Here is a 26,765-nt window from a genome sequence, read left to right as displayed (position 1 = left end):
ATCAACAGCGATATGATACAATGCCGTTTATCAAATTTAGTGAATTACGCGTTAAAAAACACCAAAACTGTAATAATGGTAAAAACATCCGTGAAATGTATAATTATTTGATTAATTTAATTAACGATTTTGTATAACTGAATGAACTGAATGCTAGTGTATAAGTGAGAGAGCTCATCCCATACGGACCGATAAATATCGCTTACATAAACAAGAAAAAATAACGATTATGGCAAAATATTCAATTTTAGTAAATGGCAAAAAGCACGAAATTGATGTGCTTGAGGATATGCCCTTGCTTTGGGTACTCCGTGATATCATTGGTCTTAAAGGGACCAAGTTTGGTTGTGGGAAAGCGCTATGTGGTGCCTGTACCGTACATCTCAACGATACTGCAATCCGATCCTGTTCATTTCCGGTCTCTGCGATCGGCGAGGGCAAAATTACAACAATTGAAGGGCTCTCGGAGGAGGGTGATCACCCTGTTCAGGAGGCATGGGAAAAATATGTCGTACCTCAGTGCGGCTATTGCCAGACCGGACAGATCATGAATGCAGCTGCTCTTTTGAAGAAAAATGCGAAACCTTCGGTAGCGGAGATCGAGCAAGCTATGCAGGGCAATCTCTGTCGCTGTGGCACATATAATAGAATCAAAGCAGCCATTTTAGAAGCAGCCGGTACACCAGTTACAAACGGTTAGGTATTGATCAAAAATATAAACAAGATGAAAATATTAGCTCCTTTTCAAAAAAGAAAAACCGACAAGGTCAATTCGGAGATTTTTACTGTTTCTAGACGCGACTTTTTAAAAGCTAGCGGCTTGCTTACTGGTGGCTTGGTTCTTGGTGTAAGCTTCTTTAGCTGTGATGACAAAGGTAAAAAAGTGGCCACTGTGGCTCCAAATGTGTATTTGACGATTGGTTCAGATGGTAAAGTCACCATTGTCGCACATCGTTCAGAGATGGGGCAAGGTATCCGCACCTCTCTTCCTCTTATTGTTGCCGATGAATTGGGGGCCGACTGGACTAAGGTGGAAATAATCCAGGCTGAAGGTGATGAAAAAAAATATGGTAACCAAAACACGGACGGTTCCTTTTCAGTACGGATGTTCTATAAACCTATGCGGGAAGCCGGTGCTATAGCGCGATTACTCCTTATTCGTGCTGCAGCCAAAGAATGGAACGTTGGCGTAGACCAATTGGACACCAAAAATGGACAGGTCATCCAACGGGAATCCGGCAAGAAAAAAGATTTTGGAGACCTGGTGGAAACTGCAAAAACCCTTCCTATTCCGAAAGCTAGCGAAGTTAAACTAAAAGACAGACAGCAATTCAATATGATCGGCAAAGAAACACCGATCATTGATCTACACAATATTGTAACTGGGAAAGCTGTGTTTGGAATTGATGCTGTTGTCGAAGGGATGAAAATTGCGGTCATTAAGCGTTGCCCGGTGGTGGGAGGAAAAGTAAAAGCCGTAAACGACAGTAAAGCCCTGGCTGTCCCTGGCGTTCTCAAGGTGATTACGATCAAAGGTGCCGGACTGCCAGCCACCTTATCCAAGCCATTGAGCGGGGTAGCTATCATCGCTGAAAATACCTGGGCCGCCATAAAAGCCCGCGACTTGCTGGAGGTAGAATGGGAAATGGGACCCAATGCCGGCTACGATTCAGCCAGGCAAATCGAAGAACTTAAGCAGGTGGTGGCACAGGAGGGAACGCTCCGACGTAAGCGTGGCGATTTCAATGCCGCAAAAGCGAATGCAAAAAAAATTATTGAACACACTTACATCGCGCCTTACCTGGCGCATGCCACCATTGAACCGCCTTGTGCTTTGGCTGTCGTGAAAAACGGAAGTTGCGAAGTGTGGGCCTGTACACAAAATCCGCAGGGAGCACGGGATGCGGTAGCCACCGAACTGGGGATCGCAGTGGACAAGGTGAAAATGAACGTAACCCTCTTGGGCGGCGGTTTTGGTAGAAAGTCAAAGCCTGATTTTATCTTGGAGGCAGCAATATTGGCCAAAGAATCTGGTCTACCGATCAAGGTGCAGTGGACACGTGAGGATGATATCCGTCATGACTACTACCATGCCATGAGCGTACAACGAATTGTCGCTACCATCGACAACCAAAATAAATTGAGCGGCTGGGCCCATCATATTGCCAATCCATCTATCTCTGCAACAGAGGATTTATCGGTGGTACAACCCAGTGATGGCGAATTAATGTTGGGAGCCTCGGATTTTCCTTACAATGTTCCAGCGATCAATATTGCCACGCATGATGCGAAAGCCCATCTGCGGATTGGCTGGTTGAGGTCTGTGCGCAATATTCCACAGGTTTTTGCCGCTGCGACAATGCTCGACGAAATTGCTGAAGCAAGAGGTATTGATGCTGTTTCGAATGCCCTGGAGCTACTCGGTGAAGACCGCCACATTACCTTTGAGCAGGAACTGATCAAGACAAGCTATCCCAATTATGGAGAGAAGATCGAAGATTACCCTTGGGATACAGCACGCATGAAAAAGGTGATCGAGCGGGTAGCCAAGCTTTCCGGATGGGGTAAATCCATGCCAGCAGGGAGTGCACTGGGCTTTGCTGCACATAAAAGCTTCTTAACTTACGTTGCCTGCGTGGTGGAGGTAAATGTGGATCAGAACAAGAAAATCAGTATTCCCAATGTTTACTATGTGGTCGACTGTGGGCTAGCCGTGAATGTGGACCGTATCAAATCTCAATTTGAAGGCGGTGCGCAATTTTCGGCAAGTCTGGCACTCAAAAGCACGATCACGGTAAAAGATGGTCAGGTAGAGCAGGGTAATTTTGATGGTTATCAGATCATTCGAATGCCTGATTCCCCGAAACAGATCCATGTGGATATTATCGATAGCGACGCAAAACCGACCGGAGTAGGAGAGCCTCCAGTACCGCCATTTACACCTGCACTCTGTAATGCGATTTATGCTGCAACAGGGAAGCGGATCTACACCTTGCCAATTGATCTAAGTAGTTAAAAAAGAATTTGAACAAAAAATATAAAAATGAAAATAAGGATTAAAGATAATTCCGTTAGACTGCGATTGACCATGTCTGAAATCAATAAACTGGGCAATGTTGGGGAGGTTGACTGTCGAACTGAATTTATCAACCAGCCCTTTGTATATCGTATTGTGCAAACGGATACTGCACAAATCATTGCCTCTTTTGTTGAAAATGAAATTGTGATCGGATTACCTACCAATATGATAAAGGAATTGGTGGACACAGAAAGAATAGGTTTCGAAGGTCAGTCAGGACCAGTTAAAATACTCGTCGAAAAGGATTTTGCTTGCCTCGACAATACCATGGAGGATCAGAGTGACAACTTTCCGAATCCAAATCTCAAATGCTGAGCATATCGGAAATACAGTGACGTATTTCCGGAGACGAATGGATTTGTTTCGATCAACAATGTAGTAAAAGAAAGCAATATGCCGGCGTCTAAATATGTGAAGATCAAAATTAAAAAAACACAATCTTGAGGTATACAAAAAGGTAGACGAAATGCTTCACTGTGATGCACTTCAGCGGCTTTGACCTTTGTTGGTTATCATTGCCGCTGCAATTTTGGCTTCAGCAGGTGTATTTACGTTGGTAAGTATTTGCAGATCGGGCGCTTGAACGCACAATGCATGATGTTCTATTAGAATCCGGCGTGGAGATAATCTATTTTGCGCAAACATTTGCTGGATTAGGGGCAAACTATCGGGTTCCCAAATTGCAAACAATGGCTCGGGCAAATTGTCCTTTGAGCTTGTAAATGCAGTGGCAATCCTTCGAGGATCACGTTTTTGGACTAAGTAATCGACTGCTTCTGGCCCCAATAGGGGTAAATCACAAGCGACGACAAGCCATGCTTGGTCTGACTGAAATTCAAGAGCAGTCAAAATACCGCCCATAGGACCTATATCTTTATAACGATCGGAAAGCCATGCGTAGTTTGACGCCGTCTTTTTACCGTAGTCTATTTCATCTAACTGTTCTGGACGACAAGAAATGTATACGTCTTTACAATAATTCTGTAATAAATCGGCTAAATAATACACTTGTTCTTTACCGTGCCAATTGATCTTTTCTTTTGGACTCCCCATACGTCGACTTCTGCCGCCGATAAGCACCAGGCCATTTAAAGGATATGCTCTATTATCATTAGGAACTATCATTACTGTTTTTAATGGATCAATCTTATTGAAGTTACATATTTTCACCGCAAATTTGAAACGCTTCCATCAACGAGGCGCTTAATGATTTTGTTAAACTTGATGGCGTGAAATCCGTAGCATCATTTTCTAAAGTTTACGGTGTATTGATTGATCGGCGATGTGTAAACGGTCGTCAGGAAGACAATGTGCCTTTACTGGACGAAGATGACCATTTACACGCGATGTTTCCACAGAGAATCGGCAACCTTTTCTCAAACAATATCTGGAAGAAAATATGTCAAAACGGAAAGTCTAATCGGTACTATTTTATCAATTTGCTGAAAGTTAACTTTTCGTTTTCACAAATACTACAGCAATATGTCGCAGGCAGATCTTCAAATGAGGTCCCTGGGGCGATATCCTGTGTACTGTCCCCCCAAATGGGGTCGTAGATTGTCTGACAGGCTGGGCATTGATAGGTAATACTGATTAGATCAGATTTTTCCGTGGTAGCCGGAATAGGGATATTAGAAAATTCACGAACTGCTTCTCGACTTTGAAGCTGGTAGAAATCTTCACAAAGCGCCAAAATTACACCTGTGAGCTCTCCGCGCTCCACACGTTTACGGTAAGTGACAAAGTCTCTTGAATTGGGGTTAAAATCGTGCGTATGTTCAACTTGGAACCAGGATTTATTATCGCTGGAGTCAATGAAACGCAAAATTACAGAGCCCCAAATCCCGCTCTTGGGATGCATTTTAATTCCAAAACACAGTTTGTAGGTACGAATGTCCAACCAGTTCAGATGGTGTACCAATTCCTGCTTAAGGGCTAATGCTGTGGGATCAAAATCTTCCGTCATCCAATTGAGCTCATTGAGGGCGTGACGCAAGTTAATCCGATGTCGATCCAATACAACATCCCAGGATGGTCTTGTACTGATTTGAATATCTTTGATAATGATCGACTTCCATGGTGTTGTATAGAGTTGGCCAATCCTGTGTTGCATACAGAGGGTGCATATATCGCGTAGAAAAGTGATTGGGAAAGTTTCAGAGCGCCGGTATACCCCTAGCCAAAGCCTATCTTGATAAGTGTTAAATCCTTCATAATAAGGGAGTTTGAATGCGGTTTCCGGAAAGGGTTGCCCAATGGGCTGAAAAAGAAATTTTCCTGAGGCAGCAGCCAATCCCTCCAATTTTTGACCAAGTTGTTGTCCTTCATTTGCTGTTGTAATCATTGTTTCAATCATCATCGGTTCCAAAAACTGACTGAGTCCAGCAATATCGTCAGTATTTACTAAAGTTGACCAGGAATGAAATAATGTGCTTTTTGGAAATCGAAGCTGCAGATGCCAATAATTACTAAGTTCGGAAGTGATGAAATTTAGATTTCCAGTATAGTAGGGTACAAGAGATTGAGTAGAATCCACAATATTCACTTTTAACCTCGGGTTGAAATCAAAACTATCCAGCACATCCTTATATACCCCTTCACGTATCCACGAACTCTGATTGAAAAGCCCGTCTGAGACGTAAGAACTCACAATATTTGGATATACCTCCTGACAAATTTCATAAGCGAACTCCTGATTGAGCAATGTGTACTCCAATTCTTCAAGTTGTACATCATTTATCCTAAAGTACATTTGCTGCCTACTACCGAATTTAACCTCCGTTATACCCGCTTCTTCCAGAGGGATCAATAGGTTGGTAAGTTCTCCTGGGGAGATTGCACCACCCGAGAGGTTAATCTTAACGAACTGTTCGTTTTTCATTGTTTTACTTTGCATAGGATTTTACCTCCTGATCCTTTTCTATTCTATAGTTTTCCAGGATGCGCTTAACCTCGGGTTTACAAGATCCACAACCCGTCCCGGCTCCAGTTAATGTACATAACTCCTGGAGATCGATACATCCATCACTCATACGTCGCTGTAGGTTTCCTTCTCCAACCTGACTGCATGAACATACCAAACGGCCAATGACATCTTCTTTTGCGGCACCACTTCGTAGCAACTGCAGACGTTTCTCGCTTAATTCAATCTTGTTTGCTATCAGGTTTTTAAATTCTAGAAATTCATTTTTGTCTCCAATTAAAATGGCACCGACAAGTTTATCCTGATAGATAATACATTTTTTATAATAACGTTTAGCCTTGTCGATAAAGATAATCTCTTCATAGTCTTCATTTGGTGCTTCCGTCAAACCAATGCTACAGAGGTCAAAACCTTGTATTTTGATAATATTCATAAATAGGCTTCCCTTGTAATGACTACTGATATCACCTTGATGGTAATGCGCTACAATAGCTGCCTGTTCTTCGGCCGCTGCAGTAATACCATAGAGTGTTCCCTCAAATTCGGCAATCTCACCAATAGCATAGATTGTGGGGTCGCTGGTTTGCATATGATGATCCACAACCACGCCGCGCTGGCATATGAGATTAGCCTCTTTAGCCAACTCAATATTGGGAGTAGTGCCAATTGCCAGGATAACAGCATCGCATTTTATCTGTCGCCCGCTTTTTAATTCGATCTTTGTCAGCTTATTGCGGCCACAGTATAGCTGAACTTCATCATTGTAGAATATATCACAACCGAGATCTACCATTTGTTCATGAAGCAATTGGCTTCCCAGAGAATCAAGTTGCCGGTTCAGAAAACGCGAAACGCGTTGCACAATGGTGATTTTCGTTCCATTCTCGCGGAGTGAAGCTGCCATTTCAAGCCCCAATAGACCTCCTCCCACAATAACGACATGTGCCTGTTCGGGAAGGTACCGTTTCAAAAGATCGGCATCCGTACGACGGCGCATTGTAAAAATACCGGGCAATTGCGGTACATGCTTTGGTAGACTGGGACGACTGCCTGTCGCAAGAATCAAGACATCATACTGTGTTTTGATTCCCCGGGAATCCCAGACGCACTTATTGTCTCGGTCAATCGTGTTAACCTGCACACCACGTATATGTTGTATATCCAGTAAGGGCTCCTCGGCATCTTTCATCTTGACCAATTGCTCCCATTGAAGCTCTCCGCTCACATAATGTGGCAACATAACACGATTGTAGAAGGGCAGATCTTCATTGCTAAAAATGACAATTTCATCGGTCTTGTTTAACTCCCGAAAGGAGCGAACAAAGCCATGTGCTCCAGCACCAGCGCCAATAATAACAATACGTTCTTTCTTCTTCACATGGGCTTCAACACGTACAGCACAAAATTTAAAGTCGGGCTCCTTGGAAATAGGATCCACTAAATCGTTGGTCAGGTTATTGGCTCTATGAAGATCAGATCCCAATAGCTTGCCCCAATGCATGGGCAGAAAAACCACTCCGGGCTTAATCGTCTTACTAACCCGTGTCCTGACACGAACTTCTCCTCGTATGGAATAAACATTTGCCAATTGTCCGTCAGCCAGGTTCAGCGTTGCTGCATCGTTTGGGTGAATTTCCAAAAATGCAGCCTGAATATGCTGATTAAGCTTACTTACCTTACCTGTTTTCGACATTGTATGCCATTGGTCACGGATCCGTCCTGTTGTCAAGATAAGTGGAAAATTTTGATCAGGCAGTTCGCTGTGATGCTGATCAGGAGGGCTATGTAATTGTGCACGACCGCTCGGTGTAAGGAATTTTTTATCCTGAAAAAGACGTGTTGTTCCTTGTTTCTTTTTCAAATCAAAAGGCCATTGTACGGTTTTCAGGCTGTCAATAAGTGTGTAATCTAAGCCAGAAATGTCAATACTTGTCCCGGAGGTTAACTGGGCATGTTCTTTATAGATATCCTCAGGTGTAGGATATGAAAATCCTTTAAAACCCATTTTCTGTGCAAATCGTGAAAAGATTTCTGCATCCGGAAGAGCTTCGCCCGGGGGAGGGATAGCCTTGTGCAGGTGACTGATCCTGCGTTCTGAATTCGTCATTGTACCTTCTTTTTCTGCCCATCCAGCAGCGGGAAGAATAATATCCGCAAAGTCCAGGGTCTGGGGCTTATTGGATATCTCCTGAACGATGACGAATTTAGCCATTTTCAATGCTTTTTCCACAAGCCGTGCGTTGGGAAGGCTGGTGAGGGGATTGGTGCAAAGAATCCAAATTGCTTTCAATCGTCCATCGGCTAATGCTTCGAACATTTCAGTAGCTGTTAGCCCCGGTTTGCCGCTCACAATAGTTCCCGACCAGAACTGTTGAAGTTCATCGCGATGTTTTTTATTATCCATATCACGGTGAGCAGGCAGGAGATTGGCCAGTCCGCCAACTTCTCTGCCACCCATAGCATTGGGCTGCCCGGTTAGTGAAAAAGGGCCGCTTCCTGGTTTTCCGATTTTCCCTGTGATCAGGTTGAGGTCAATTAGGCTCAGGTTTTTGTTAACGCCTACCACACTCTGATTCAGGCCCATTGTCCACAAACTCAAAAAGCCTTTAGATTCGCCAATATAGCTGGCTGCACGTTCAATGTCCTCCGCTGGGACACCGCATATTATAGCAGATTCCAATAAAGTGCGTTCGAATACTCGCTCTTTGTACGCTTCATACCCTTCGGTATGATCGTTTATAAAATCAAGGTCTATATCTCCCTGTTCTATAAGCAATCTTCCTAGCGCATAATTGAGCACAATGTCCGTTCCCGGATTAATCTGTAAATGCAGATCAGCCAATGCACAGGTATCCGTAATACGAGGGTCTACAACGATAATTTTGGTTTCTGGATTTTTAGCCTTGTGCGCCTCAATACGTCGCCAAAGGATCGGATGGCACCAGGCGGGATTGGCTCCTGCGACCAGAAAGCAATCAGCAAGCTCGATATCATTGTAACATATCGGCACGCTATCTTCTCCCAGCGATTTTTTGTAAGCAGCAACAGCACTGCTCATACAAAGACGAGAGTTGGTATCAATATTATTTGTGCCAATAAATCCCTTGACCAGTTTGTTGAGGATATAATACTCCTCCGTAAGGCATTGTCCGGAAGCATAAAATGCCACTGCGTCAGGACCATATTTTGCAATCAATGTACGAAAGACGGCTTCAGCACGATCCAACGCCTCATCCCATGAAACACGTTGAAGCGGACTGGATCTGTGATGGCGCATCTGCGGATAGAGGAGTCTGTCTGAACGATCGTTGACTGTATATTGCAAGTTCATGCCTTTACTACATAATTTGCCTTGGTTGACAGGGTGTTCGGTATCACCGGTCACTGAAATCAGCTGGTTTTTCTCGACCGAAATCTTCACCCCGCAACCCACACCACAGTAGCAGCAGGTACTTTTATACACACTGTTCGACTCTTTATTCATAGTGAAAGGATACTAATTTTACACTTCTAATGATACATTCTGAACAACAGTTTCAGTTCGGGGATGAAAGCGTACGAAGAGGACAGTGAAACCTATAACAAAAACACCGATACCAATGTACTGAAAGGCATCAGCATAACTGAGCGTTTCAGATTTGAAAAGAAATCCGACTAACATGGCTCCTATATTCCCTCCGGCACCGACGATTCCACTCACACTGCCAATGTTATCCTTGTTAATGAATGGAACGATACCATACGTACAGCCGTTCGCCATCTTAAGGAAGAGCGCAAAGAGCAACATCGTAATTATAGCAAGAAGTAAGGTATTGGAAGTGGCGAACAGGCTGATGCCAATTCCTTCCAGAAGCAACAGTATGCCCAAAATCAAGCCTTTGCCTTTAATACCGTAACTTCGCCCTACTTTATCACTTACAATTCCGCCAAGTGCACGGGCGAAAAGGTTCATGCCGCCGAAGATACTGGCCAAAGCTCCAGCCAGGATAATTCCTGTATCAAAACGATCCATGAAGAATGTTGCAGCGACGTTGTCTACGGTGATCTCTATTCCAAAACAAGCTGCATAGGCGAGTGTGAGGATCCAAACGCGATAGTCCTTTAATGCGAGCAAAAAAGAACCATTTTTCTTTTTGTTTGTTGCCTGACCTGCGGACAGTTTGTTGAAATTACCTTGTGGTGTGTCTTGTGTGTATTTATAATAGATGTATGCCATAATGAGTAGGATAGCACCCGGAACAACCATAGCGATCCGCCAAGAATCAGATTGACTAACGAAGCCCATGCCAACGAACGCGGCGGCAATAAGCGGCATCACTAGGTTGGTGACCCCACCGCCAAGATTACCCCAGCCTCCGGTTACGGCATTTGCCGTGCCAATAATGTTGGGCGCAAACATCATTGACGTGTGAAATTGCGTGATCACAAAAGATGCGCCGATAATACCGATGAAAAAACGGAATAACAAAAATGACTCGTAACTATTGCTTAATCCGATAAGTAAAACAGGGATGGAGCCTGCAACTAAGAGGATGGTGTATGAAATTCGTGGCCCCAGTGTATCGCACATCTTCCCGACAAATAATCGCGCGATAATGGTTGCTGAAACAGATGCAATAATGATATTTCCGATTTCATTTTTAGTTAATCCGAGTTCCTCTCGCACCAGTGGCATAAGCGGGGCAACACCAAACCAGCCAAAGAAACAAAAGAAAAAGGTGATCCATGTGATGTGAAAGGTACGCATCTGTACCCCCTTAAAAGAAAAGATACGGAGCTTGTTAAGAGGTTGATCTTGTAGGTTCATGATTTAATAAGTTTATGGGTTGATGATTGAAATAATTATCTAAATTTTCATGTTGATTGTTTTTTTTTATTTTTTAGAGTCAATTTTTGTTGAAATAAATCTCATAAAAATGTTTTTGATCTTATTTTCGATAAAAAAACACGTTTTATTCTTTTTCATTTGTAATGAATAGCTTTAATTTTTAAAAAAATCATTTCCGATAAGAATTTTTATGATTTTTATCATGTTATTTTTCAATTATTTATACCAAATTTAATAATAATATTATATAAAACATGTTTTTGGTTGTTTTTATTTTTATTATTTATGTTATTTTGTGTTTTTTTATTATGTTTTTGTTTTGTTGTCTATGTATTTTTATTTTTATGTTTGTTTTATTGTTATTTTATGTGGTAAATACCTTATTTTTCTTGTAAATCTTTTATTTTTATTGTAATTATTGATGTATAATGATTTTTTTTGGTCTTTTGTGTTAATTAAATCATCAATTTAATCTCATTAGTCATATTTCTGAATATTTTTTTTGCAATTGTGCTACTACATTTGTATCAATTGAATGCTCATGATCAAATACATGTTGGATAACTCTTTGACTGCTCCAAAAAAGTTCTAGACTTTCTCCCCTGTAAGCCTAGCGGCTAGATCTGCAGGTCTCCTTTTGAACCGAACGGGGGCGGATTTGATAAAATACCATCAAATGATTGTTTATACTGTTTTTCATCTAATGCAATCTTTTTAAACTATTTTCCTTTTTTGACTCAAGTCAATGTTTACCCTTTCCGGCAATTGCATATTTGCACTTGAATTATTTTTTAAAACAAAATTTTATGAGTGTAACATTAGAAAAAGGGAAAACAATTAATTTTTATCAGGCTACCACACCGATTATTATAGCTGTATTTGGGGTGTACCTTACCATAGGGATTGCATTAGGTATACTTCCAAAGTTTGTGCAGAGCAATCTCGGTTACGACAGTATCATTGTCGGTCTCGTTATCGGTTTACAGTTTGTTTCAACCTTAATAACCCGGGCATATTCGGGTAAAATTACAGATACCCAAGGTGCGAAGAAAAGCAAAATGTCAGGTGTTGTTTTGGCTGTCATTGCCGGGGTTGTTTACGTTTTGGCTGTTTATTTTCAGGTTAACAGAGCTCTTGCTCTGGTATTACTACTTTTAGCGCGGATTATTCACGGTGTTGGGGAAAGTTTTTTAGTAACCGGTGCTTTAACTTGGGGTATCGGTTTGGTTGGTCATTCTAATTCCGGCAAAGTAATGACTTGGAATGGTATTGCAATGTATGCGGGTATCGCAATCGGAGCGCCACTAAGTATTTGGTTAGAAAGATCTTTCGCGGATTTACCGGCATTTTTGCTGATTATAGTATTGCCATTTGTGAGCTGGCTGGCCACGGCAAAACTTCCTGCAATCCCGATAGACAAAGACCATATCAGAACACCTTTTTACAAAGTAATCGGAGCAATATCTGGTCAGGGATTAAGTCTTGCATTTTCTTCTTTGGCATTTGGGTGTATTGCTTCATTTATCGCCTTGTTCTTTACTGAGAAAAACTGGGGAGATGCCTCTCTAGCATTTATGGTTTTTGGAGCGTGCTATGTACTGACGCGGATATTCTTTGCATCTTTTCCCGACAGATTTGGAGGTTACAAAATTGCATTAATATCCTTGTTTATAGAAGTTGTGGGGCAGGTATTCATCTGGACTTCTGTTTCCAAAACCGCTGCTATTATCGGATGCGGATTGACCGGTATCGGTTTTTCTTTGGTATTTCCAGCCTTGGGTGTATTAGCCATCAAAAAGGTGAAACCTCAAATGAGAGGAACGGCTCTTGGAGCTTATGTTGCATTTGTTGATTTATCGTTGGGTATTGCCGGTCCGATGGCGGGGCTGATAGCAGGATGGTTCAATTATCAGGCAGTATATTTATTCGGGGGCATAAGCTGTGTCTTGTCGATTATAATTTTAATGTTTAACAAAAAGTAAAAAAATCTAAGAATGAAAAACACCTTAGAAATATTCGGTGCTAACGCAAAAGAACGAGTTGAAAACGCTATAAAAGAATTGCAATTTGGCAAGGGCGTATTATTAATTGATGATGAAGATCGGGAAAATGAAGGCGACCTTATTTTTTCCGCCGAAAAAATGAATACAAAAGATATGGTACAGATGATTCGGCATTGTAGTGGTGTCGTATGCCTTTGCCTTACCAATGAAAAAGCAGATGAATTAGAGTTACCTTTTATGGTGAATGATAATTCCAGTCCGTTTCATACACCATTTACGGTTTCTATTGATGCGAAAAAAGGAACTACAACCGGCCTTTCTGCTTCCGACAGAATTGCAAGCATCAAGGCAGCATGCGCAGACAATGCCCAACCCGGCGATTTGGTACGTCCCGGACATATATTTCCGCTAAGATCCAGTGATAACGGTGTTTTGGCCAGAAACGGACATACTGAGGGGAGTATTGATTTGATGAAACTGGCTGGATTAAAACCGATCTCTGTCTTATGCGAATTAATGAATGATGATGGCACAATGTCACGCCTGCCAGAGATTATAGAATTTGCCGGTAAAAATAACTTGATGGTTTTATCTATTGAGGATATTATTGCGTACAGAAAATACATACAGTGGAATTCCCACTGAAAACTGAGATGTTTTTATAAAACAAATGTGTAATGATAAATCAGACCAATACACGGAAAATACGCTCTGTATTTACCGTCAAAAGAAAAGAGTTCCTTACGCCGCACTTTATCCGCGTGGTGTTCGGAATTTCAGATGAACAAATGCCATTATTGTCCAATGTGCAGGAAGGTTCTAATAATAAAATTTTCATACCACCGACGAATGTGGACATTATCTATTTTCTAGAAGGTGGTTCGCAAATAAAAACGGAATTTTCCGCTGTTACTAGAACTTATACCAACCGCAAAATCGACTTGAAAAACAAAGAATTGACGATTGATTTTGTGGCTCACGGGGAAAATGGCCCGGCTTCTGCCTGGGCAATCAATGCAAAAATAGGCGACCCTTTGGGAATCGGGATGAAAGAAAGCAAAAGAGCATTAGTTCCTAAAGCAGATGCTTATTTTTTTGTGGGTGATGCCACTGCTGTCCCTGTGATAACAGTAATTTTAGAACAGCTGCCTTGGCAAGTGTCAGCAAAGGCTATATTGGAAGTCCACAGCAAAGAAGATGAAATTTTGCTATGTTCGGCTGCGAATGTTGAAGTGGAATGGTTGCATAACACCAATCCTGAAAACGGAAGTCATTTAGCAGAAAAGGCATTATTGAATAGTTTTTCAGATAATGAAAAAGATACTTACATTTATGTTGCTGCGGAATATAAAACGGTAAAAGAACTGCGTAACTATTTCCGAAACGAAATGGAATGGAATCCGCATCTCATTTACACATGCAGTTATTGGAAAGCCGGAGCATCAGAAGATGAAAGAAATACCATCTGAACGATAAATTTTAAATCGAGGCAATATTACGTTTTATCAATTAATGGTAAATTTGACTGAGACTGATTTCAATGGAATGGAAGAACTTTTAATTTCCTATATCAAAAGCAAAATATCCGTAACAAATGAGGAATTGGCGACTATTCTTTCTTATTTCAAACCGATGAAAGCGAAGAAGAATGAGTTGCTTCTTACGCACGGACAATCCAGCCAACGGACGTTTTTCGTGGTAAAGGGCTGCGTGCGTATTTTCTTTATTAATGAAGAAGGACAGGATTCTACACGGTATTTTGCTTTTGAAAATCAGTTTGCCACTGCTTTAGTCAGTTTTATAACTTCGGAACCTTCCGAGGAATTTATTCAGGCAGTAGAAGATTCAGAAGTCTATTATATCACGCACAAAAATTTTTACCAACTTTTGGAGATTGTACCACAATGGGAAAAGTTTTACCGAATTTATCTTGAAATTGCTTACGTTAACAATACCAAACGACTGATGTCATTTCTTATTCAGGATGCATTGGAAAAATACCGTCAGTTATTGGACGAAAGTCCTATTATAGTGCGCCGGCTGTCCAACAAAATGGTAGCGTCTTATCTTAATATATCACAGGAAACACTCAGTCGGTTGAAATCTAAGCTTTGATTTTCATTTTTTGACTCAAGTCAATGTTTTAGGATGCAGGTCTTAGCAAATTTACATCATTAATTTTCAGACAATGAGCAATCAGGGTACAACTTCAGAAATCTTTACCGGTATTATTCTTCAAAAAAGTAGGATAGCCGAACATACTATTCATATCAAAATCCAGAGTGCTGATTTTTCCAAAATTAAATATGTTGCAGGCTTTACTACGGATGTATTTCTTTCCAACCCTTATTATAATCCACACAGCGTTTCCCGCGAATATTCTTTCTGGAATTACGAACCGGTCTATAACATAGCTGATCTTGCTATTAATACATTCTCAAACGGCGAAGGTACAGACTGGGTAAAAGGCATACAGGAGGGGGATACGATATTTTTCAAAGAACCTTCAGGCGACTTAGTTATAGATCAATCCGGAGAAAATTATTTTTTAATTGGTGACATCACAGCTTTATCGCATCTGTACGAGATCAACCGGGCACTTGCAGTCAGTAAAGAGGTCTACAGTCTGATTTATGCAGGGAGCAAAGAGGATGTATTCCCGGATATTGACCATAGTTTTCCTTTAAAATATTATATTTTAAGTCCAATGGACTCTAGAAGTATTTTAGACCTAATCAACATTCATTTTCCAAAAGATGGCAAAAATACAGTCGCCTATGTGTTGGGCGATTCGGAAAACGCCACTGCCATATATAAATTTTTGAAAGACAATCCCGATTTTGACATACAGCGTATTTATTTCAAAAGTTTTTGGAAAAAAAAACGGTAACGCAAATAATCACAAAAAATTTAATGACCGTATGTCTTAACAAATGGTAATGCTGTGACTTGCTGAAGGGAAAATTTGCCTTTAGTATTTTTGACCATGCGTATCAACTTATTAAGATTCAGTTTCTTTCTTGTCTAAAACGGTTCGTAATGCTTTGTATACCCCTAAAAATAGGATGATCAGGCATGTCAGTGTAAGGCCAAGATATTGTACAACCCAAGCGATAAGAATTGCTACAATATGGATCTTGCCGTTTTCCGGCCTGAACATCTCCCCAGTGAAGAGATAAAAAGCAAAAGTAGCGAACACCCCCAACCAGATCAGGGCATAAATATAATGCAGTGGATTTTTACTGAATTTGTATTTGCTCAACATAGTCATCTTTAATTAAATTTTAAATATATAGAGGTTTGTATTTGTTTATGAATGGACTTACAATTCGCAAGATGAGATTTATGAATCGTTGGGTAGTGATGGTGTCTTTTAAATAATCCAGTTCTTTTGGACAGGTCATATTCTAAGTGAAAAAGATGGAATATTAAAGATTTAATATTATTTGGAATAGATCTAAATAATTGTTTATTTTGCGCACTTGGATGCACTAAAAACATGGAACTCGATTAAAACCGGCGATAGCAACAGTTTTTTGGCCTTATACGACTCGTTATATACAGCCCTGTTCCGCTACGGATTGAAAATTAATGCCGACCGTGAAGTTGTAAAAGAATCCATCCATATCTTATTCTGTGACCTATGGGAAAAACGGGAAAAATTACCCATGCTAACTACAGATCCAAAATATTATCTCTTTGTATGGCTAAAACGCGTGATCTACAAACAGCATACTTACCAAAATATACCGCTGGAAGACCTGTTGCACACACCGATAGAGGATTCTATCGAATCGCAAAAAATCATAATTGAAGAAACGTTGGAACGGGATCAGGCGCTGCGTGCAGCGATGGACAACCTGACGAAAAAACAGCATCGCTATATTGATCTAAAGTTTTTTCAAAATAAGAGTTATGAGGAAATCGCGGACATGGAAAATGCCGCACTAAGAACAGTTTACAACGTTGTTCATGAAGCGATCAAAAAATTAAAAGGCTCACTATCAGTTATTATTGTTGTTGTTTTAAATTTTTCCAAATAAAAATAGGTAAAAAAAGAGCCTTTGCTGCACTATTGTATAAACGCAACATCAAGCAATGGAACAACCTACTTTGGAAAAACTGATCTGTGATGAATCCTTTATCAATTATTGTCTGCAAGCAGGGCTTGAGGATATGGAATATTGGAAACAATGGGTTGAGGCAAATCCGCAGCATCGGCAGCTTATAGAAGATGCGAAAGGATTAGTCGAACTGATGCAGGCTGGTCCAAGTCCGGTCGAGATAGCTGAGGAGCGTGCCCGACTTCAGGCCTTTATCCATAAAAATAACACTCCAGTACATCGTTTACGAAACTACAGGTGGATCGGCTATGCCGCTGTCAGTCTTTTATTCGTATCCATGGGTTTGCTATTTTTGAAAAGACAATTGCCGCTAGCGGAAAATGCCAGTCAAATTGAGCTTGTCAGCCAGCTGGTACCGACCGGTAAGTATATGAATGTACTTTTGAGCGATAGTACCAAGGTGAAGCTCGGCCCAACGTCTACACTGCGATATCCGAAGCATTTCACGGGAGATAAGCGGATAGTTAGCCTGAATGGGGAAGGCTATTTTGAAGTTACTCATAACAGCCATAAGCCTTTTATTATTCAAACAGGTGAACTTGAAATCAAAGTGTTGGGAACTTCTTTTAATGTACACGCTTTTGAAGATGATGAACTGTCAAAAATAGCTTTGTTTACGGGGAAGGTGGAGGTTTTAAAGGGAGCCCAGAGATTACAGCTAAATCCAGGTCAGGCTATTGTATATAATAAAAACAAAGCGACCTTTGCGGTAGAATCCTTTGATCCAGCGAAAGAAAAGGAAAATATGGCGGGTGTTTTGCATTTTGAGAGGGCCACTTTCAGCGAAATAGCCAGACAGCTGAACCGAAAATATGGAATCATCGTGCAGGACCGACCAGATATCAAACTGATGTATTCAGGGACCATAGGACACGAGCCATTGGAAATGGTGCTTGAAAAACTTTCCATGACAACAGACTACCGGTTCAACATCGAATCCAATACACTTATCGTTCGCAAAAAATAACATCATATATCTATGTCTTCTAAATCCATCAATAGAAGCGCCCTGCTTCTTGGTGTACTTCTTTCTTTTCAGGTGTTAGTTGTAGATGCACAACAACTGAAGATTGAAAGCAAAAATCAACCACTAAGGTCTGTTTTGAAGCAGATTGAAGAAAAATCGGGTTATAGCTTTCTCTATGACGAATCTCAGATCAATGTGGAGCGCCGTATCAATATCGAGGTAAATGGGGCCCTTCCACAGGTTTTAAATCAGCTGGAACAGTTAACTTATCTCAAATTGCAGGTCTCAGGTAAGAATATTTTGATCAGTAAGGCTTCTTTGGGTGTGCTATCGGGTAGAGTTGTCGATGAGAATGGGCAAGGAATACCATTGGTAACCGTACATCTTAAAGAACTGAACCAGTACTATTTTACGGATAATAATGGCTCGTTTAAATTCCAGTTTCCGGCCCATCGGCTGAAGTCAGCAAATTTGCAGTTTTCCATGATCGGAAGACAAGGGACTTCCATGACAACTGTTTTAAATGGAACAAATAATGCTATTGCCGACATCATATTACCAACGTTGAGTGTAGGGCTGGAAGAAATAGCCGTCACTCCCCGGACTAACAGGCGACTGGAAAGCAATAGTTCACTTTATATCAACCGCGAAGTGATCGAACAGTCGGGCGCATTAAGTATCAGTGATTTATTGAGCCTTATTCCTGGACAAAAGATTGCCGCACCCTCTTTACAACAGGTCCAGCAAGCTAATTTAAGAAGTGCAACATTAGGCACAAATTCTTTTTCCAACAAAGATCCATTTGCACTCAATAATTCTTTTGGTGTAGCCCTAATCATGGATGGTATCGCATTGTCCAACAACGCCAATATGCAGACCTTAAATGCGGGAATCTATGGTATGGGTAATTCCTACGTCAGTGGCAAGATATCTGGGCTGAGTGGCAGTGATGCCAGTACAGATAATTATACCGGTGATTATACTTTTGGAGGTACCGATCTCCGCCAGATTGCCACAGACAATATCGAAAGTATAGAAATTGCTGCCGGCGTACCCTCCGTGAAGTATGGGGATATGACAAATGGTGCGATTATCATCAATCGTATTGCAGGAAAAACGCCGCTCAATTTTAATGTTCAACTTCGCGATAATGCAACCGTTTACGGAGTTAGTAAAGGTATTGATACCCGTAAGTTTGGAGCTTTCACTGTTGGTGGAAATTTCACGCGCTCCTTTGAAGACAACAGGGATAAGATGAAATCCTACGATCGTGTTGGCGGAAATATCATGTGGAGCACTTTCGCCGGAAAAGAAAAAGCTTTCACCAATACCTTATCCATAGATTATGGCCGCAACATGGATAAAGTCCGTCGTGATAGTGATGATCCAACGGCTGCGGTCATGCGCTTCAAATCATATAATTTCGCTATCGGAAGCCGCGCCAATTATCGGATTGACCGAGGTTTTCTTTCCAATATCGGGTTGAATGTCCGTTACAGCGAAACTTATCAGAATACATATAAAGAACAGGACGTCAACGGTACTTATATCATCTACTCAGATGCCACAGAAATAGGAGTTCATCAAGGCCAATATGCAAGCGGGATTTATCAGGCGGTAACCAATATTGAGGGTAAACCCATCGATTTAACAGCACGCCTGGATCTGACGGGCACATTCCGGACGGGCGACCTACTGCATCAAGTGAATTTTGGTTCATTTTTTAATTACTCAAAAAATATAGGAAAGGGACAGATTGTCGACCCGTCCAGACCACGCAATAATACCATCGCAGCAAATGCTGATATTCGCAAAGAACGCTATTATGATGTCTCACGTATCCATGGACAACAACAGCTGGGATTTTATGCGGAAGACCTCTTTACGGCGAAAATCGCTGAGCGTGACCTGAACGTCCGTATTGGTACACGGTTGGACAAATTTGAAAAATATCTTACATTTTCACCACGTACGAATATTAACTATGCAATTACCCCTGCGCTGACAGTGGGGGTAGCATATGGCTGGGCAAGTAAAGCGCCCGCATTGGCGCAATTGTATCCGGGCCCGGTATTTTATGAGATTCCTTTATTTCAGCATACCGCTTTTAATGGGGGAAGTGTCGATGAGGCAAATAGCCTTTACCTGATGTATGTAGATAAATTTACACCGGATAATAGTAAGCTTAAGCCTTCGTTGTCCGAACAGCTCGAATTTTCAGCCACCTATGAATATAAAGATTTTAAATGGGGGGTGAACCTTTATCATAAAAGGAATTACAGAGATGTCGTTACCGTCAACAGTTTTGAGAAAATCGTGCTGGACAAATACAACGATAATCCCGATCCCAATGCGGAAGTTCCCTATATTATTGATGGGACAAAACAATATAGGCTATCGCGATTTGAATTTATGAATGCTGACGACAAAAGAACTCAGGGGATCGAATTCATGCTATCGACCCCAAAATGGATGGCCATCGCTACCTCGTTTAATCTAAGGGCGGGATTGACCAAATCAACCTATAGACCCTTGCAGAATATGGCGACATTTCCCAACAACACCGACAATCCCAATCGTGCAGAATCTGCAATATATCCAACACAGCGCAGGACGACTACGGTAAGCAATGCGGCAATTACTTCAAGTACGCATATTCCTAAGGCTAAACTGTTGATCAATTTTACGACCGAATTTAACCTCATGAATAAAACGAATACCGATGCGTCCGACGGCATACCTATCGGTTATTATACGCAGGATGGAGCCTACCATGCCATAGACAATTTTGATCGTGACAATGTCAATTATGCGCATACGCTAAAGCCAATAGAAGAAATCAACAATCAGAACCAGCCTGCTGTCTATACAAATTTCCACTTAAATGTATCGAAGGAAATCAGTAAACGGCTAAGCTTGGCTTTTCATGTCTATAACGTATTTAATTATCGTCCACAGTACAAACGTTCTGATAATTCCATGATCATTCCGAATGGCAAACCTACTTACGGTGCGCAACTCAGACTTAAACTATAACGCCATGAAAATCATCATTAAACTTATACTTTTAATCTTTGGCTCCAGCTATCTTTTTAGCGGCTGTCAAAAAGATAGCTATGCCGAAAATGGATCGGTAGACATCTCGTTGAGTGCGTCCTACGAAAGTGAAACCTATGCCAATAAATTGCCGTTGGATGATATTACTTTAAACCTTTACACCTTGAAAGGCAAACTGTTGTTGACGGTAAAATCTGATGAAAATGGTGTAATTGAGTTCGTGGATCTGGCGCCTAATACGTATAATGTTCAGGTCGTGAAAAAATTCAGTGCTGCAGAATTCAACCAGTTAACAGGGCAGCGTGAAGACAGTGAGGTTACCTTTAGTTCGGTGATTCGTCGGATCGAAGTCGTCAAAGGGTCGGCGGCGACACATTGGGACCTTTCTCTCCTGACCGGTAATAGTAATGAGGAGGGCTTGGTTATCAAACAGATTTATTACGCAGGTTCAGACGCCAATCAAGGCGCTAGTTTTAGGGATCAATTTATCGAAATCTATAATAATTCCGATCAGGTCCGTTATGCAGACAGTCTCTATATAGCCGAAGCTTTTGGTACGACAAATGCGAGTACGACCTATGTGTACCAGCCCAATAGTGGACAGTATGATTGGAGTAAGTCGTATCGTATGCCACAGGATATTGATGCCAATAATGATTATGTCTACGCTCATCTGATCATCCAGCTTCCGGGCAGTGGAAAGGACTATCCGATTCTGCCGGGCGAGAGTATTGTTGTCGCCTCAACAGCAGCTAACCATCAGTCGCCCTATATAGGAGCTGACGGGGTCGCGATCTCCGTAAAGAATCCGAGCCTCACCATCGACCTCAGCAAGGCAGATTTTGAAGCTTATTATGTACCCTATCTTGGAAGTACCAAACCTTTGGCATCTGACATCGATAATCCAAATGTTCCCAATATAAGGCTGATCAACCGGGGTGTTGGTGCTGACATGATTATGAACCAAGCGGGCCAACGAAGCTGGATCATTTTCCGTGATCAGAACATGGGACCGGTAATCAGTTGGAAGGGCTATATGCCGCCATATGCTGATGGACGGGAAAATTTGGGCACAGATTACCTCCAGATTCCAGTAGCTAATATTTTGGATGGTGTGGAAATTCAGTCCTCAACCTCTACACAATATCCGAAACGATTTACGGCAAAAATCGATGCAGGGTCTATCACTGTAGACGGAGGTGTGCGTTCCTCAAATTCAGTTATTAGGAAAACAAAAGAGATTATCAATGGAAAAAGAATACTGGAGGATTCTAATAACTCAAGTGATGATTTTGTGTCAATGAAGGCAAATCCAAAGGGATTTATTGATTAAGCAAAGAAAAATGAAAAATTATATTCAAGTTACCTTATGCCTAATTGTTGGGGCGTTGTCCCAGCTTCAGGCCAAAGCGATAGCAAGACAAGATACCATACCCTATATTCAATATATTGACCAGGATAGCATGCAATTGCGCTTACGGCAGTATGCTGTCGATAATCCGATGTGGCTGGAAAAGAAGGTGCCGCAGCGTTACAGTTTGATTAGTATGGGATACAATTCCACCTCGGGCGATTATCACCGCGCCCAGGACGCACAGCGGGTAAATACGCTGAATTTTAGTTCGGAGGGAGCTGTTACTATTAAAGATGTACGCTTGTGGGGGCGTTTCAATTATACGAGATCTGTCGAGGACAGTACGAGGTTTGCCCATCAGACCAGAGAAAACACTTCTTCCCCCTGGTATTTTGGCTCCTATGGTTACAATCTTTATGAACGAACGACCTATCGTATCCAGACACGCGGACAGCGTTATTTTGCAGACAGAAAATATGCTGTTTTTGGTGGATTCGATTACCAGGTAGGCAATCATTTTAGCAATAATGATCCGAGAGGTAGCATCCGCGTAGCGCAACTGAACGGTACAGCGGGCGGTAGCATGCGTATAGCCACAGATTTTGATATTGGTATCGAAGGGAAGTATGGTTATGGACAGGAGGATTTTGAAATAGCTTATAAAAATGGGAATACGGCCACAAGCGCTGTGGAGTCACCCTATATGAACTATATTATCAGAGGTTACGGATGGAAGGTAAGTGACTGGCTCCTGGAGCAGAAGATGTTCTATCAGAATGACATGAAGCGCTTCGGCGGTAAGGTTTACTTCTCATGGAATTCTTCAATAGGTGACTTTTATGGCAATGCCGCTTATTTGCGTGAAGAACAGAAGTATCGACAAACGCTGCGCAACGAGTCGCGCATCAATGAACTCAGTCAGTATAATTTAAATCGACTAGACTATAATTTGGTATGGCAGCTGTCGAAAGGAATTCATTCTTATATGGCATCGTTTGATTGGTCGAGCATACGTGGAAAGGACCGGGTAACGGAAAGTGGCAACGCACAGAATTATGTTTACCAGAATGATAATGGCGCATTGAATCTATCTTATATGCTAGCGAAGAAGAAGTGGCGACACTATTACGGCGGGAAAATTAGTGTATTGAATGAAATCAGAAGGGATGGTGGCACTGGTACAAGTCTGGACTACGAGCATTTAAACTATCAACTCAATGGAGCGTGGACCTATATAACCGCTACTAATCAAGAAATAGAATTTGGTCTCACAGGTTCCCTTCGCCAAAATATAGGTACATCCTGGTCGTTACCACAAATCAATGAAAATGTATTCCATCAATATGTTTTTTATCATGATGTCCTTTACAATCGTGCAAATTTATATGGCGGTAAAGTAAAATTGGGTTTCAAACAGCGCTTAAGAAAGGGGAATTTCATTCACTTGATAGCAGACTACAATTATCAAAAAGCGGGACGTTTATCTGATCTGAATCGCGAGAATCTTGCCCCTATAGGGACTACCCGGAAACAAGTGAATTTAATGGTAGCATATGGATTTTAAGAGGCTGCCCCTGATGAAAAAGAATACACTGATTGTTATAGTAATCTTTATTGCTCCTTTGTTGATTTCGGCATTTGCAAATCGTACTGACGAGCAGGAAGATCTACAGGCATTGCGCCAACGCTACAGTAGCGGACGCCAGGAACTATGGCCCAAACCACATATCGACTCAGCTGTGAGACCTAATTTTGTGGATATCGGGGTATTGCCCGAGGTAAGCTATCCGGCAGATAATCCTTATAGCAAGGAAAAATCGCTGCTCGGAAAGTTATTGTTTTTTGACCCCAGACTTTCGGCATCGAAGCAAATCTCCTGCGCAAGCTGTCATGACCCGCAATTGGGATTTGGAGATGGGAAAAGCCTCGCGCACGGTCATGGAAGGCGAGAGGGGAAAAGAAATGCGATGACGCTGTACAATGTCGCATTTTACAAATCTTTTATGTGGGACGGCCGCGCTAAGAGCCTTGAAGATCAGGTACTGCTGCCGACACAGGATCACGTTGAAATGAATACGCCGTTGGATACGTTAATAGCACATGTAAAAGCTGTGCCCGGCTATGCGCCCTACTTCAAACAGGCTTTTGGAGATAAAGAGGTTACGCTGCTCCGAATACAACAGACGCTTGCCACTTTTGAACGCGGTATCGTAAGCTATCCGACAAAATTTGACCGATTTGTGCAGGGACAGGCTGATGCACTGGACGATCAGGAACTTACCGGTCTACATTTATTTCGTACAAAGGCTCGTTGTATAAATTGCCACAATACACCTTTGTTCTCGGACAATCTTTTTCATAATGATGGACAGACACTCTACGGAAGCAAACAGCAGGATTTTGGCCGCTACCATCTCACAGGAGATCAAAAAGACATTGGCGCATTCCGTACGCCATCGCTACGAAATATAGCACTTACAGGTCCCTGGATGCATCACGGCAACTTTCCAACCTTGCGTGATGTGGTCGAACTCTATAATCTGGGCAATCCCGCACCTATACAAAGGCATGTGAAAATTGATGAAAAGACAAGACCCATACATTCACCATTATTAAAAAAATTGAATTTATCGCGACAGGAAGTTGATGCGGTGATAGCTTTTCTACAGGCTTTAAGTACACCAACGCAACGTCGGATTGCGATGCCTGAACTTCCGGAATAAAAGTTGAAAATAAGCCTGTCAATATAGGAACTGACATGAAATTTTTCAATATCGTGTTACTGGGATTGATTGATCGTTCATTGGTCGAGCCAATGAACGATATTAAGTAGCAATTGTGCATTTTGGTAAGCAGAAGGATGATTCATACCCCTTTTTTTACTTTTGATGCCATGGAGTTGTGCCGAAAAAGGAGCGCCGTCCCCGAATAGCACAATTCTTCCTTTCCCAAACCTAAGATAAGCACCATTGGCAAATCCCTTGCCCGATATCCGGGGGATATCATCTGGAATGGGTCTTTTTATCTGATTAGCGTCGCTCGGTAGATAAATCTCATATTCTTCGTTCAACAACGAGATAATATGTGCGGTTGAAGGGACTGTAAATCCCGTACCGCCCCAGCACATTATACTGTCTATTTCTTTACCTGATCCAGCTGTGATTTCATTGGGCAAAAGTGTTTTTCTATCTCTTGAAAAAATTTCGGGCTGCTCATCTTTGCGTAGCGCAAAACCATTGATAACATGAATGCCGAATGCGGCGGCAAGAGCTTGTATTGAACCACCACAGGGCATATGGTCTGTGACCAAAAATAAGTTTCCGCCGTCAGATACCCATTGACGAAGGAGATCGATTTCCTTATCAGTAAAAGCCGAACGGGCTGGTAGGCTCCAGTCTTCTGGATCATATAGCGCATTTACGCTGATGAATACTTTTGCCTCCTTCAGGCTCTCAAAACTAACTTTCTCTTTGGTACTTCGGAGGCTATACCCGTCAGCTTTTAAGAGATCTGAAAAGGCAGCATAAGCTCCTCGCAAAGTAACCGGATTGTTGTGCGCTTCGTCAAACAGGAGCAGAGGCCCATTACCGACCCGATGGTGCGGATCGGTAATGGGATAATGAAACTGTTCATCAGCTACCTGCTGCGCCTTTAGTTGTGCTATACCCATCAGTATAATGGATAAGCAGCCAATCATTCTTTTCATACGATTTTTTTATTGGGATTATTAATCAGCCCTCAGCCAAAGATCTTTTTCAAAGCATGTCATCTGCTCCACCTTTCCATTAGAAACAGAAAATGTCAAAGGAAAGGTACCATCTTCGTTGAGGAAGAAAAGCTCCGAACGTGGGGTAAATGAAATTGTTTTGTTGTCCCACAATTGTTTAAGGATTAAGCCTTGTGCTGAAGGTTCTATGGTAATTTTTAAATTGTTGTCGTTGGCCATAAGGTAAGTTCCGGCAAGCTGTTTCAGTTGAGATGCGGTTAGACTTACAATTTTATTGGGGTCAAACGGTACACGCTCACATACAATTCTGCCAAGGATCTTGGCTTGGCTAAAATCTCCAGCGCTATTTTTTAAGAACTCTATCGCATAGCCTTCGTTTTTGGATTCAAAATGCGTATCATCTTTACGGACGAGCTGATATCTTTTTTTCTGATCCCATAGCTGTGTCGCATGTAGCGTATTATCTTGCTCGTTGAAAGCAATGAAAGCTACTTTATTGGGTAGCTGGTAGTAGCCCTGAAATGATTTCAGTGGAGTCTGATGTTGCTGGTAGGAGGCACTTGTGGAGCGGATCTGTGCAAACGTATCATTGGAGGCTAAAAAGCAACATGCTCCCACTAGTAGACCGAAGGTTGCTTTAGAAATTTGGCGTATCGCTTTCGAGCGAATACGTGGTTTAATTTGTTGTATCATAATTTTTTTT

At 41.7% G+C, this 26,765-nt stretch carries 21 protein-coding genes; 14 read left to right on the top strand and 7 right to left on the bottom strand.

Annotated elements, in window-relative coordinates; all coding sequences use genetic code 11:
• The first annotated feature begins 229 nt into the window (after window positions 1–229).
• From DCO56_RS05460 to DCO56_RS05450, 3 genes are read left to right on the top strand one after another with little or no spacing between them, the layout of a single operon-like run.
• Complete coding sequence (locus DCO56_RS05460; protein WP_108632686.1) at window positions 230–700, top strand: (2Fe-2S)-binding protein; 471 nt, start codon at window positions 230–232, stop codon at window positions 698–700.
• Between the two features lie 24 nt (window positions 701–724).
• Complete coding sequence (locus DCO56_RS05455; protein ID WP_108632685.1) at window positions 725–3,016, top strand: xanthine dehydrogenase family protein molybdopterin-binding subunit; 2,292 nt, start codon at window positions 725–727, stop codon at window positions 3,014–3,016.
• A gap of 27 nt (window positions 3,017–3,043) precedes the next feature.
• The gene (locus tag DCO56_RS05450) at window positions 3,044–3,394 is read left to right on the top strand and encodes a DUF7009 family protein (RefSeq protein ID WP_108632684.1); all 351 of its coding nucleotides are present in this window, start codon (window positions 3,044–3,046) and stop codon (window positions 3,392–3,394) included.
• Between the two features lie 171 nt (window positions 3,395–3,565).
• Here the strand turns inward: DCO56_RS05450 and DCO56_RS05445 are convergent, their stop codons facing one another.
• From DCO56_RS05445 to DCO56_RS05430, 4 genes are all read right to left on the bottom strand, one after another.
• Window positions 3,566–4,249, bottom strand: coding sequence for an NTP transferase domain-containing protein (locus DCO56_RS05445; protein WP_219929320.1), 684 nt, complete (start codon window positions 4,247–4,249; stop codon window positions 3,566–3,568).
• Window positions 4,250–4,505: 256 nt separating this feature from the next.
• Window positions 4,506–5,960: a rubredoxin gene (locus tag DCO56_RS05440; RefSeq protein ID WP_181390461.1), complete on the bottom strand. Its 1,455-nt coding sequence runs from the start codon at window positions 5,958–5,960 to the stop codon at window positions 4,506–4,508.
• 4 nt (window positions 5,961–5,964) lie between these two features.
• A complete protein-coding gene (locus DCO56_RS05435) occupies window positions 5,965–9,486 on the bottom strand; it encodes a nitrate reductase (protein WP_108632681.1) in 3,522 nt (1,173 codons plus the stop codon).
• 18 nt (window positions 9,487–9,504) lie between these two features.
• Entirely contained in the window at window positions 9,505–10,809 is a 1,305-nt protein-coding gene (locus tag DCO56_RS05430) for an MFS transporter (RefSeq protein WP_108632680.1), read from the bottom strand.
• An 800-nt stretch (window positions 10,810–11,609) separates the two neighbouring features.
• On the opposite strand from DCO56_RS05430, the gene DCO56_RS05425 reads away from it, so the two are divergent.
• The 5 genes from DCO56_RS05425 (at window position 11,610) to DCO56_RS05405 (ending at window position 15,723) form a co-directional block, all read left to right on the top strand.
• Entirely contained in the window at window positions 11,610–12,812 is a 1,203-nt protein-coding gene (locus tag DCO56_RS05425; protein ID WP_206531885.1) for an MFS transporter, read from the top strand.
• Between the two features lie 12 nt (window positions 12,813–12,824).
• A complete protein-coding gene (gene ribB / locus DCO56_RS05420) occupies window positions 12,825–13,478 on the top strand; it encodes a 3,4-dihydroxy-2-butanone-4-phosphate synthase (RefSeq protein ID WP_108632678.1) in 654 nt (217 codons plus the stop codon).
• A gap of 32 nt (window positions 13,479–13,510) precedes the next feature.
• Complete coding sequence (locus tag DCO56_RS05415) at window positions 13,511–14,302, top strand: siderophore-interacting protein (protein ID WP_108632677.1); 792 nt, start codon at window positions 13,511–13,513, stop codon at window positions 14,300–14,302.
• A 76-nt stretch (window positions 14,303–14,378) separates the two neighbouring features.
• A complete protein-coding gene (locus DCO56_RS05410; RefSeq protein ID WP_108632957.1) occupies window positions 14,379–14,948 on the top strand; it encodes a Crp/Fnr family transcriptional regulator in 570 nt (189 codons plus the stop codon).
• Window positions 14,949–15,021: 73 nt separating this feature from the next.
• A complete protein-coding gene (locus DCO56_RS05405) occupies window positions 15,022–15,723 on the top strand; it encodes an SIP domain-containing protein (protein ID WP_108632676.1) in 702 nt (233 codons plus the stop codon).
• A gap of 111 nt (window positions 15,724–15,834) precedes the next feature.
• Here the strand turns inward: DCO56_RS05405 and DCO56_RS05400 are convergent, their stop codons facing one another.
• On the bottom strand, window positions 15,835–16,098 hold the full coding sequence (locus DCO56_RS05400; RefSeq protein ID WP_108632675.1) for a hypothetical protein: 264 nt from the start codon (window positions 16,096–16,098) through the stop codon (window positions 15,835–15,837).
• Window positions 16,099–16,315: 217 nt separating this feature from the next.
• On the opposite strand from DCO56_RS05400, the gene DCO56_RS05395 reads away from it, so the two are divergent.
• The 6 genes from DCO56_RS05395 to DCO56_RS05370 are packed head-to-tail and all read left to right on the top strand — an operon-like array spanning window position 16,316 to window position 25,058.
• Window positions 16,316–16,876 carry an RNA polymerase sigma factor gene (locus DCO56_RS05395; protein WP_181390460.1) on the top strand — a complete coding sequence of 187 codons (561 nt, stop codon included), beginning with the start codon at window positions 16,316–16,318 and terminating at the stop codon, window positions 16,874–16,876.
• A gap of 55 nt (window positions 16,877–16,931) precedes the next feature.
• The gene (locus DCO56_RS05390; RefSeq protein ID WP_108632673.1) at window positions 16,932–17,924 is read left to right on the top strand and encodes a FecR family protein; all 993 of its coding nucleotides are present in this window, start codon (window positions 16,932–16,934) and stop codon (window positions 17,922–17,924) included.
• Between the two features lie 12 nt (window positions 17,925–17,936).
• Entirely contained in the window at window positions 17,937–20,960 is a 3,024-nt protein-coding gene (locus tag DCO56_RS05385) for a TonB-dependent receptor domain-containing protein (RefSeq protein ID WP_108632672.1), read from the top strand.
• 4 nt (window positions 20,961–20,964) lie between these two features.
• Window positions 20,965–22,314 carry a DUF4876 domain-containing protein gene (locus DCO56_RS05380; protein WP_181390459.1) on the top strand — a complete coding sequence of 450 codons (1,350 nt, stop codon included), beginning with the start codon at window positions 20,965–20,967 and terminating at the stop codon, window positions 22,312–22,314.
• 10 nt (window positions 22,315–22,324) lie between these two features.
• The gene (locus DCO56_RS05375) at window positions 22,325–23,899 is read left to right on the top strand and encodes a DUF6850 family outer membrane beta-barrel protein (protein WP_108632670.1); all 1,575 of its coding nucleotides are present in this window, start codon (window positions 22,325–22,327) and stop codon (window positions 23,897–23,899) included.
• A 13-nt stretch (window positions 23,900–23,912) separates the two neighbouring features.
• On the top strand, window positions 23,913–25,058 hold the full coding sequence (locus DCO56_RS05370) for a cytochrome-c peroxidase (RefSeq protein ID WP_108632956.1): 1,146 nt from the start codon (window positions 23,913–23,915) through the stop codon (window positions 25,056–25,058).
• Between the two features lie 77 nt (window positions 25,059–25,135).
• Here DCO56_RS05370 and DCO56_RS05365 read toward each other — a convergent pair whose 3' ends face one another.
• Window positions 25,136–26,041 carry a hypothetical protein gene (locus DCO56_RS05365; protein ID WP_146190983.1) on the bottom strand — a complete coding sequence of 302 codons (906 nt, stop codon included), beginning with the start codon at window positions 26,039–26,041 and terminating at the stop codon, window positions 25,136–25,138.
• Window positions 26,042–26,062: 21 nt separating this feature from the next.
• Entirely contained in the window at window positions 26,063–26,755 is a 693-nt protein-coding gene (locus DCO56_RS05360; RefSeq protein WP_108632668.1) for a hypothetical protein, read from the bottom strand.
• Between the last annotated feature and the right edge of the window lie 10 nt (window positions 26,756–26,765).

Origin of the sequence: Sphingobacterium athyrii (assembly GCF_003071065.1) — a bacterium.
GTDB classification, from domain to species: domain Bacteria; phylum Bacteroidota; class Bacteroidia; order Sphingobacteriales; family Sphingobacteriaceae; genus Sphingobacterium; species Sphingobacterium athyrii.
Note: the sequence above shows the minus strand (reverse complement) of the source record. Positions and strands in the feature narration are given on the sequence as shown.

Excerpts from the sequence above, each read along its gene's own strand:
- DCO56_RS05405 (WP_108632676.1), top strand. The coding sequence starts at position 15,022 with ATGAGCAATCAGGGTACAACTTCAGAAATCTTTACCGGTATTATTCTT.
- DCO56_RS05435 (WP_108632681.1), bottom strand. The coding sequence starts at position 9,486 with ATGAATAAAGAGTCGAACAGTGTGTATAAAAGTACCTGCTGCTACTGT.
- DCO56_RS05390 (WP_108632673.1), top strand. The coding sequence starts at position 16,932 with ATGGAACAACCTACTTTGGAAAAACTGATCTGTGATGAATCCTTTATC.
- DCO56_RS05450 (WP_108632684.1), top strand. The coding sequence starts at position 3,044 with ATGAAAATAAGGATTAAAGATAATTCCGTTAGACTGCGATTGACCATG.
- DCO56_RS05365 (WP_146190983.1), bottom strand. The coding sequence starts at position 26,041 with ATGAAAAGAATGATTGGCTGCTTATCCATTATACTGATGGGTATAGCA.
- ribB (WP_108632678.1), top strand. The coding sequence starts at position 12,825 with ATGAAAAACACCTTAGAAATATTCGGTGCTAACGCAAAAGAACGAGTT.
- DCO56_RS05375 (WP_108632670.1), top strand. The coding sequence starts at position 22,325 with ATGAAAAATTATATTCAAGTTACCTTATGCCTAATTGTTGGGGCGTTG.
- DCO56_RS05410 (WP_108632957.1), top strand. The coding sequence starts at position 14,379 with ATGGAAGAACTTTTAATTTCCTATATCAAAAGCAAAATATCCGTAACA.
- DCO56_RS05400 (WP_108632675.1), bottom strand. The coding sequence starts at position 16,098 with ATGTTGAGCAAATACAAATTCAGTAAAAATCCACTGCATTATATTTAT.
- DCO56_RS05385 (WP_108632672.1), top strand. The coding sequence starts at position 17,937 with ATGTCTTCTAAATCCATCAATAGAAGCGCCCTGCTTCTTGGTGTACTT.
- DCO56_RS05455 (WP_108632685.1), top strand. The coding sequence starts at position 725 with ATGAAAATATTAGCTCCTTTTCAAAAAAGAAAAACCGACAAGGTCAAT.
- DCO56_RS05430 (WP_108632680.1), bottom strand. The coding sequence starts at position 10,809 with ATGAACCTACAAGATCAACCTCTTAACAAGCTCCGTATCTTTTCTTTT.
- DCO56_RS05380 (WP_181390459.1), top strand. The coding sequence starts at position 20,965 with ATGAAAATCATCATTAAACTTATACTTTTAATCTTTGGCTCCAGCTAT.
- DCO56_RS05360 (WP_108632668.1), bottom strand. The coding sequence starts at position 26,755 with ATGATACAACAAATTAAACCACGTATTCGCTCGAAAGCGATACGCCAA.
- DCO56_RS05370 (WP_108632956.1), top strand. The coding sequence starts at position 23,913 with ATGAAAAAGAATACACTGATTGTTATAGTAATCTTTATTGCTCCTTTG.
- DCO56_RS05460 (WP_108632686.1), top strand. The coding sequence starts at position 230 with ATGGCAAAATATTCAATTTTAGTAAATGGCAAAAAGCACGAAATTGAT.
- DCO56_RS05440 (WP_181390461.1), bottom strand. The coding sequence starts at position 5,960 with ATGAAAAACGAACAGTTCGTTAAGATTAACCTCTCGGGTGGTGCAATC.
- DCO56_RS05415 (WP_108632677.1), top strand. The coding sequence starts at position 13,511 with ATGATAAATCAGACCAATACACGGAAAATACGCTCTGTATTTACCGTC.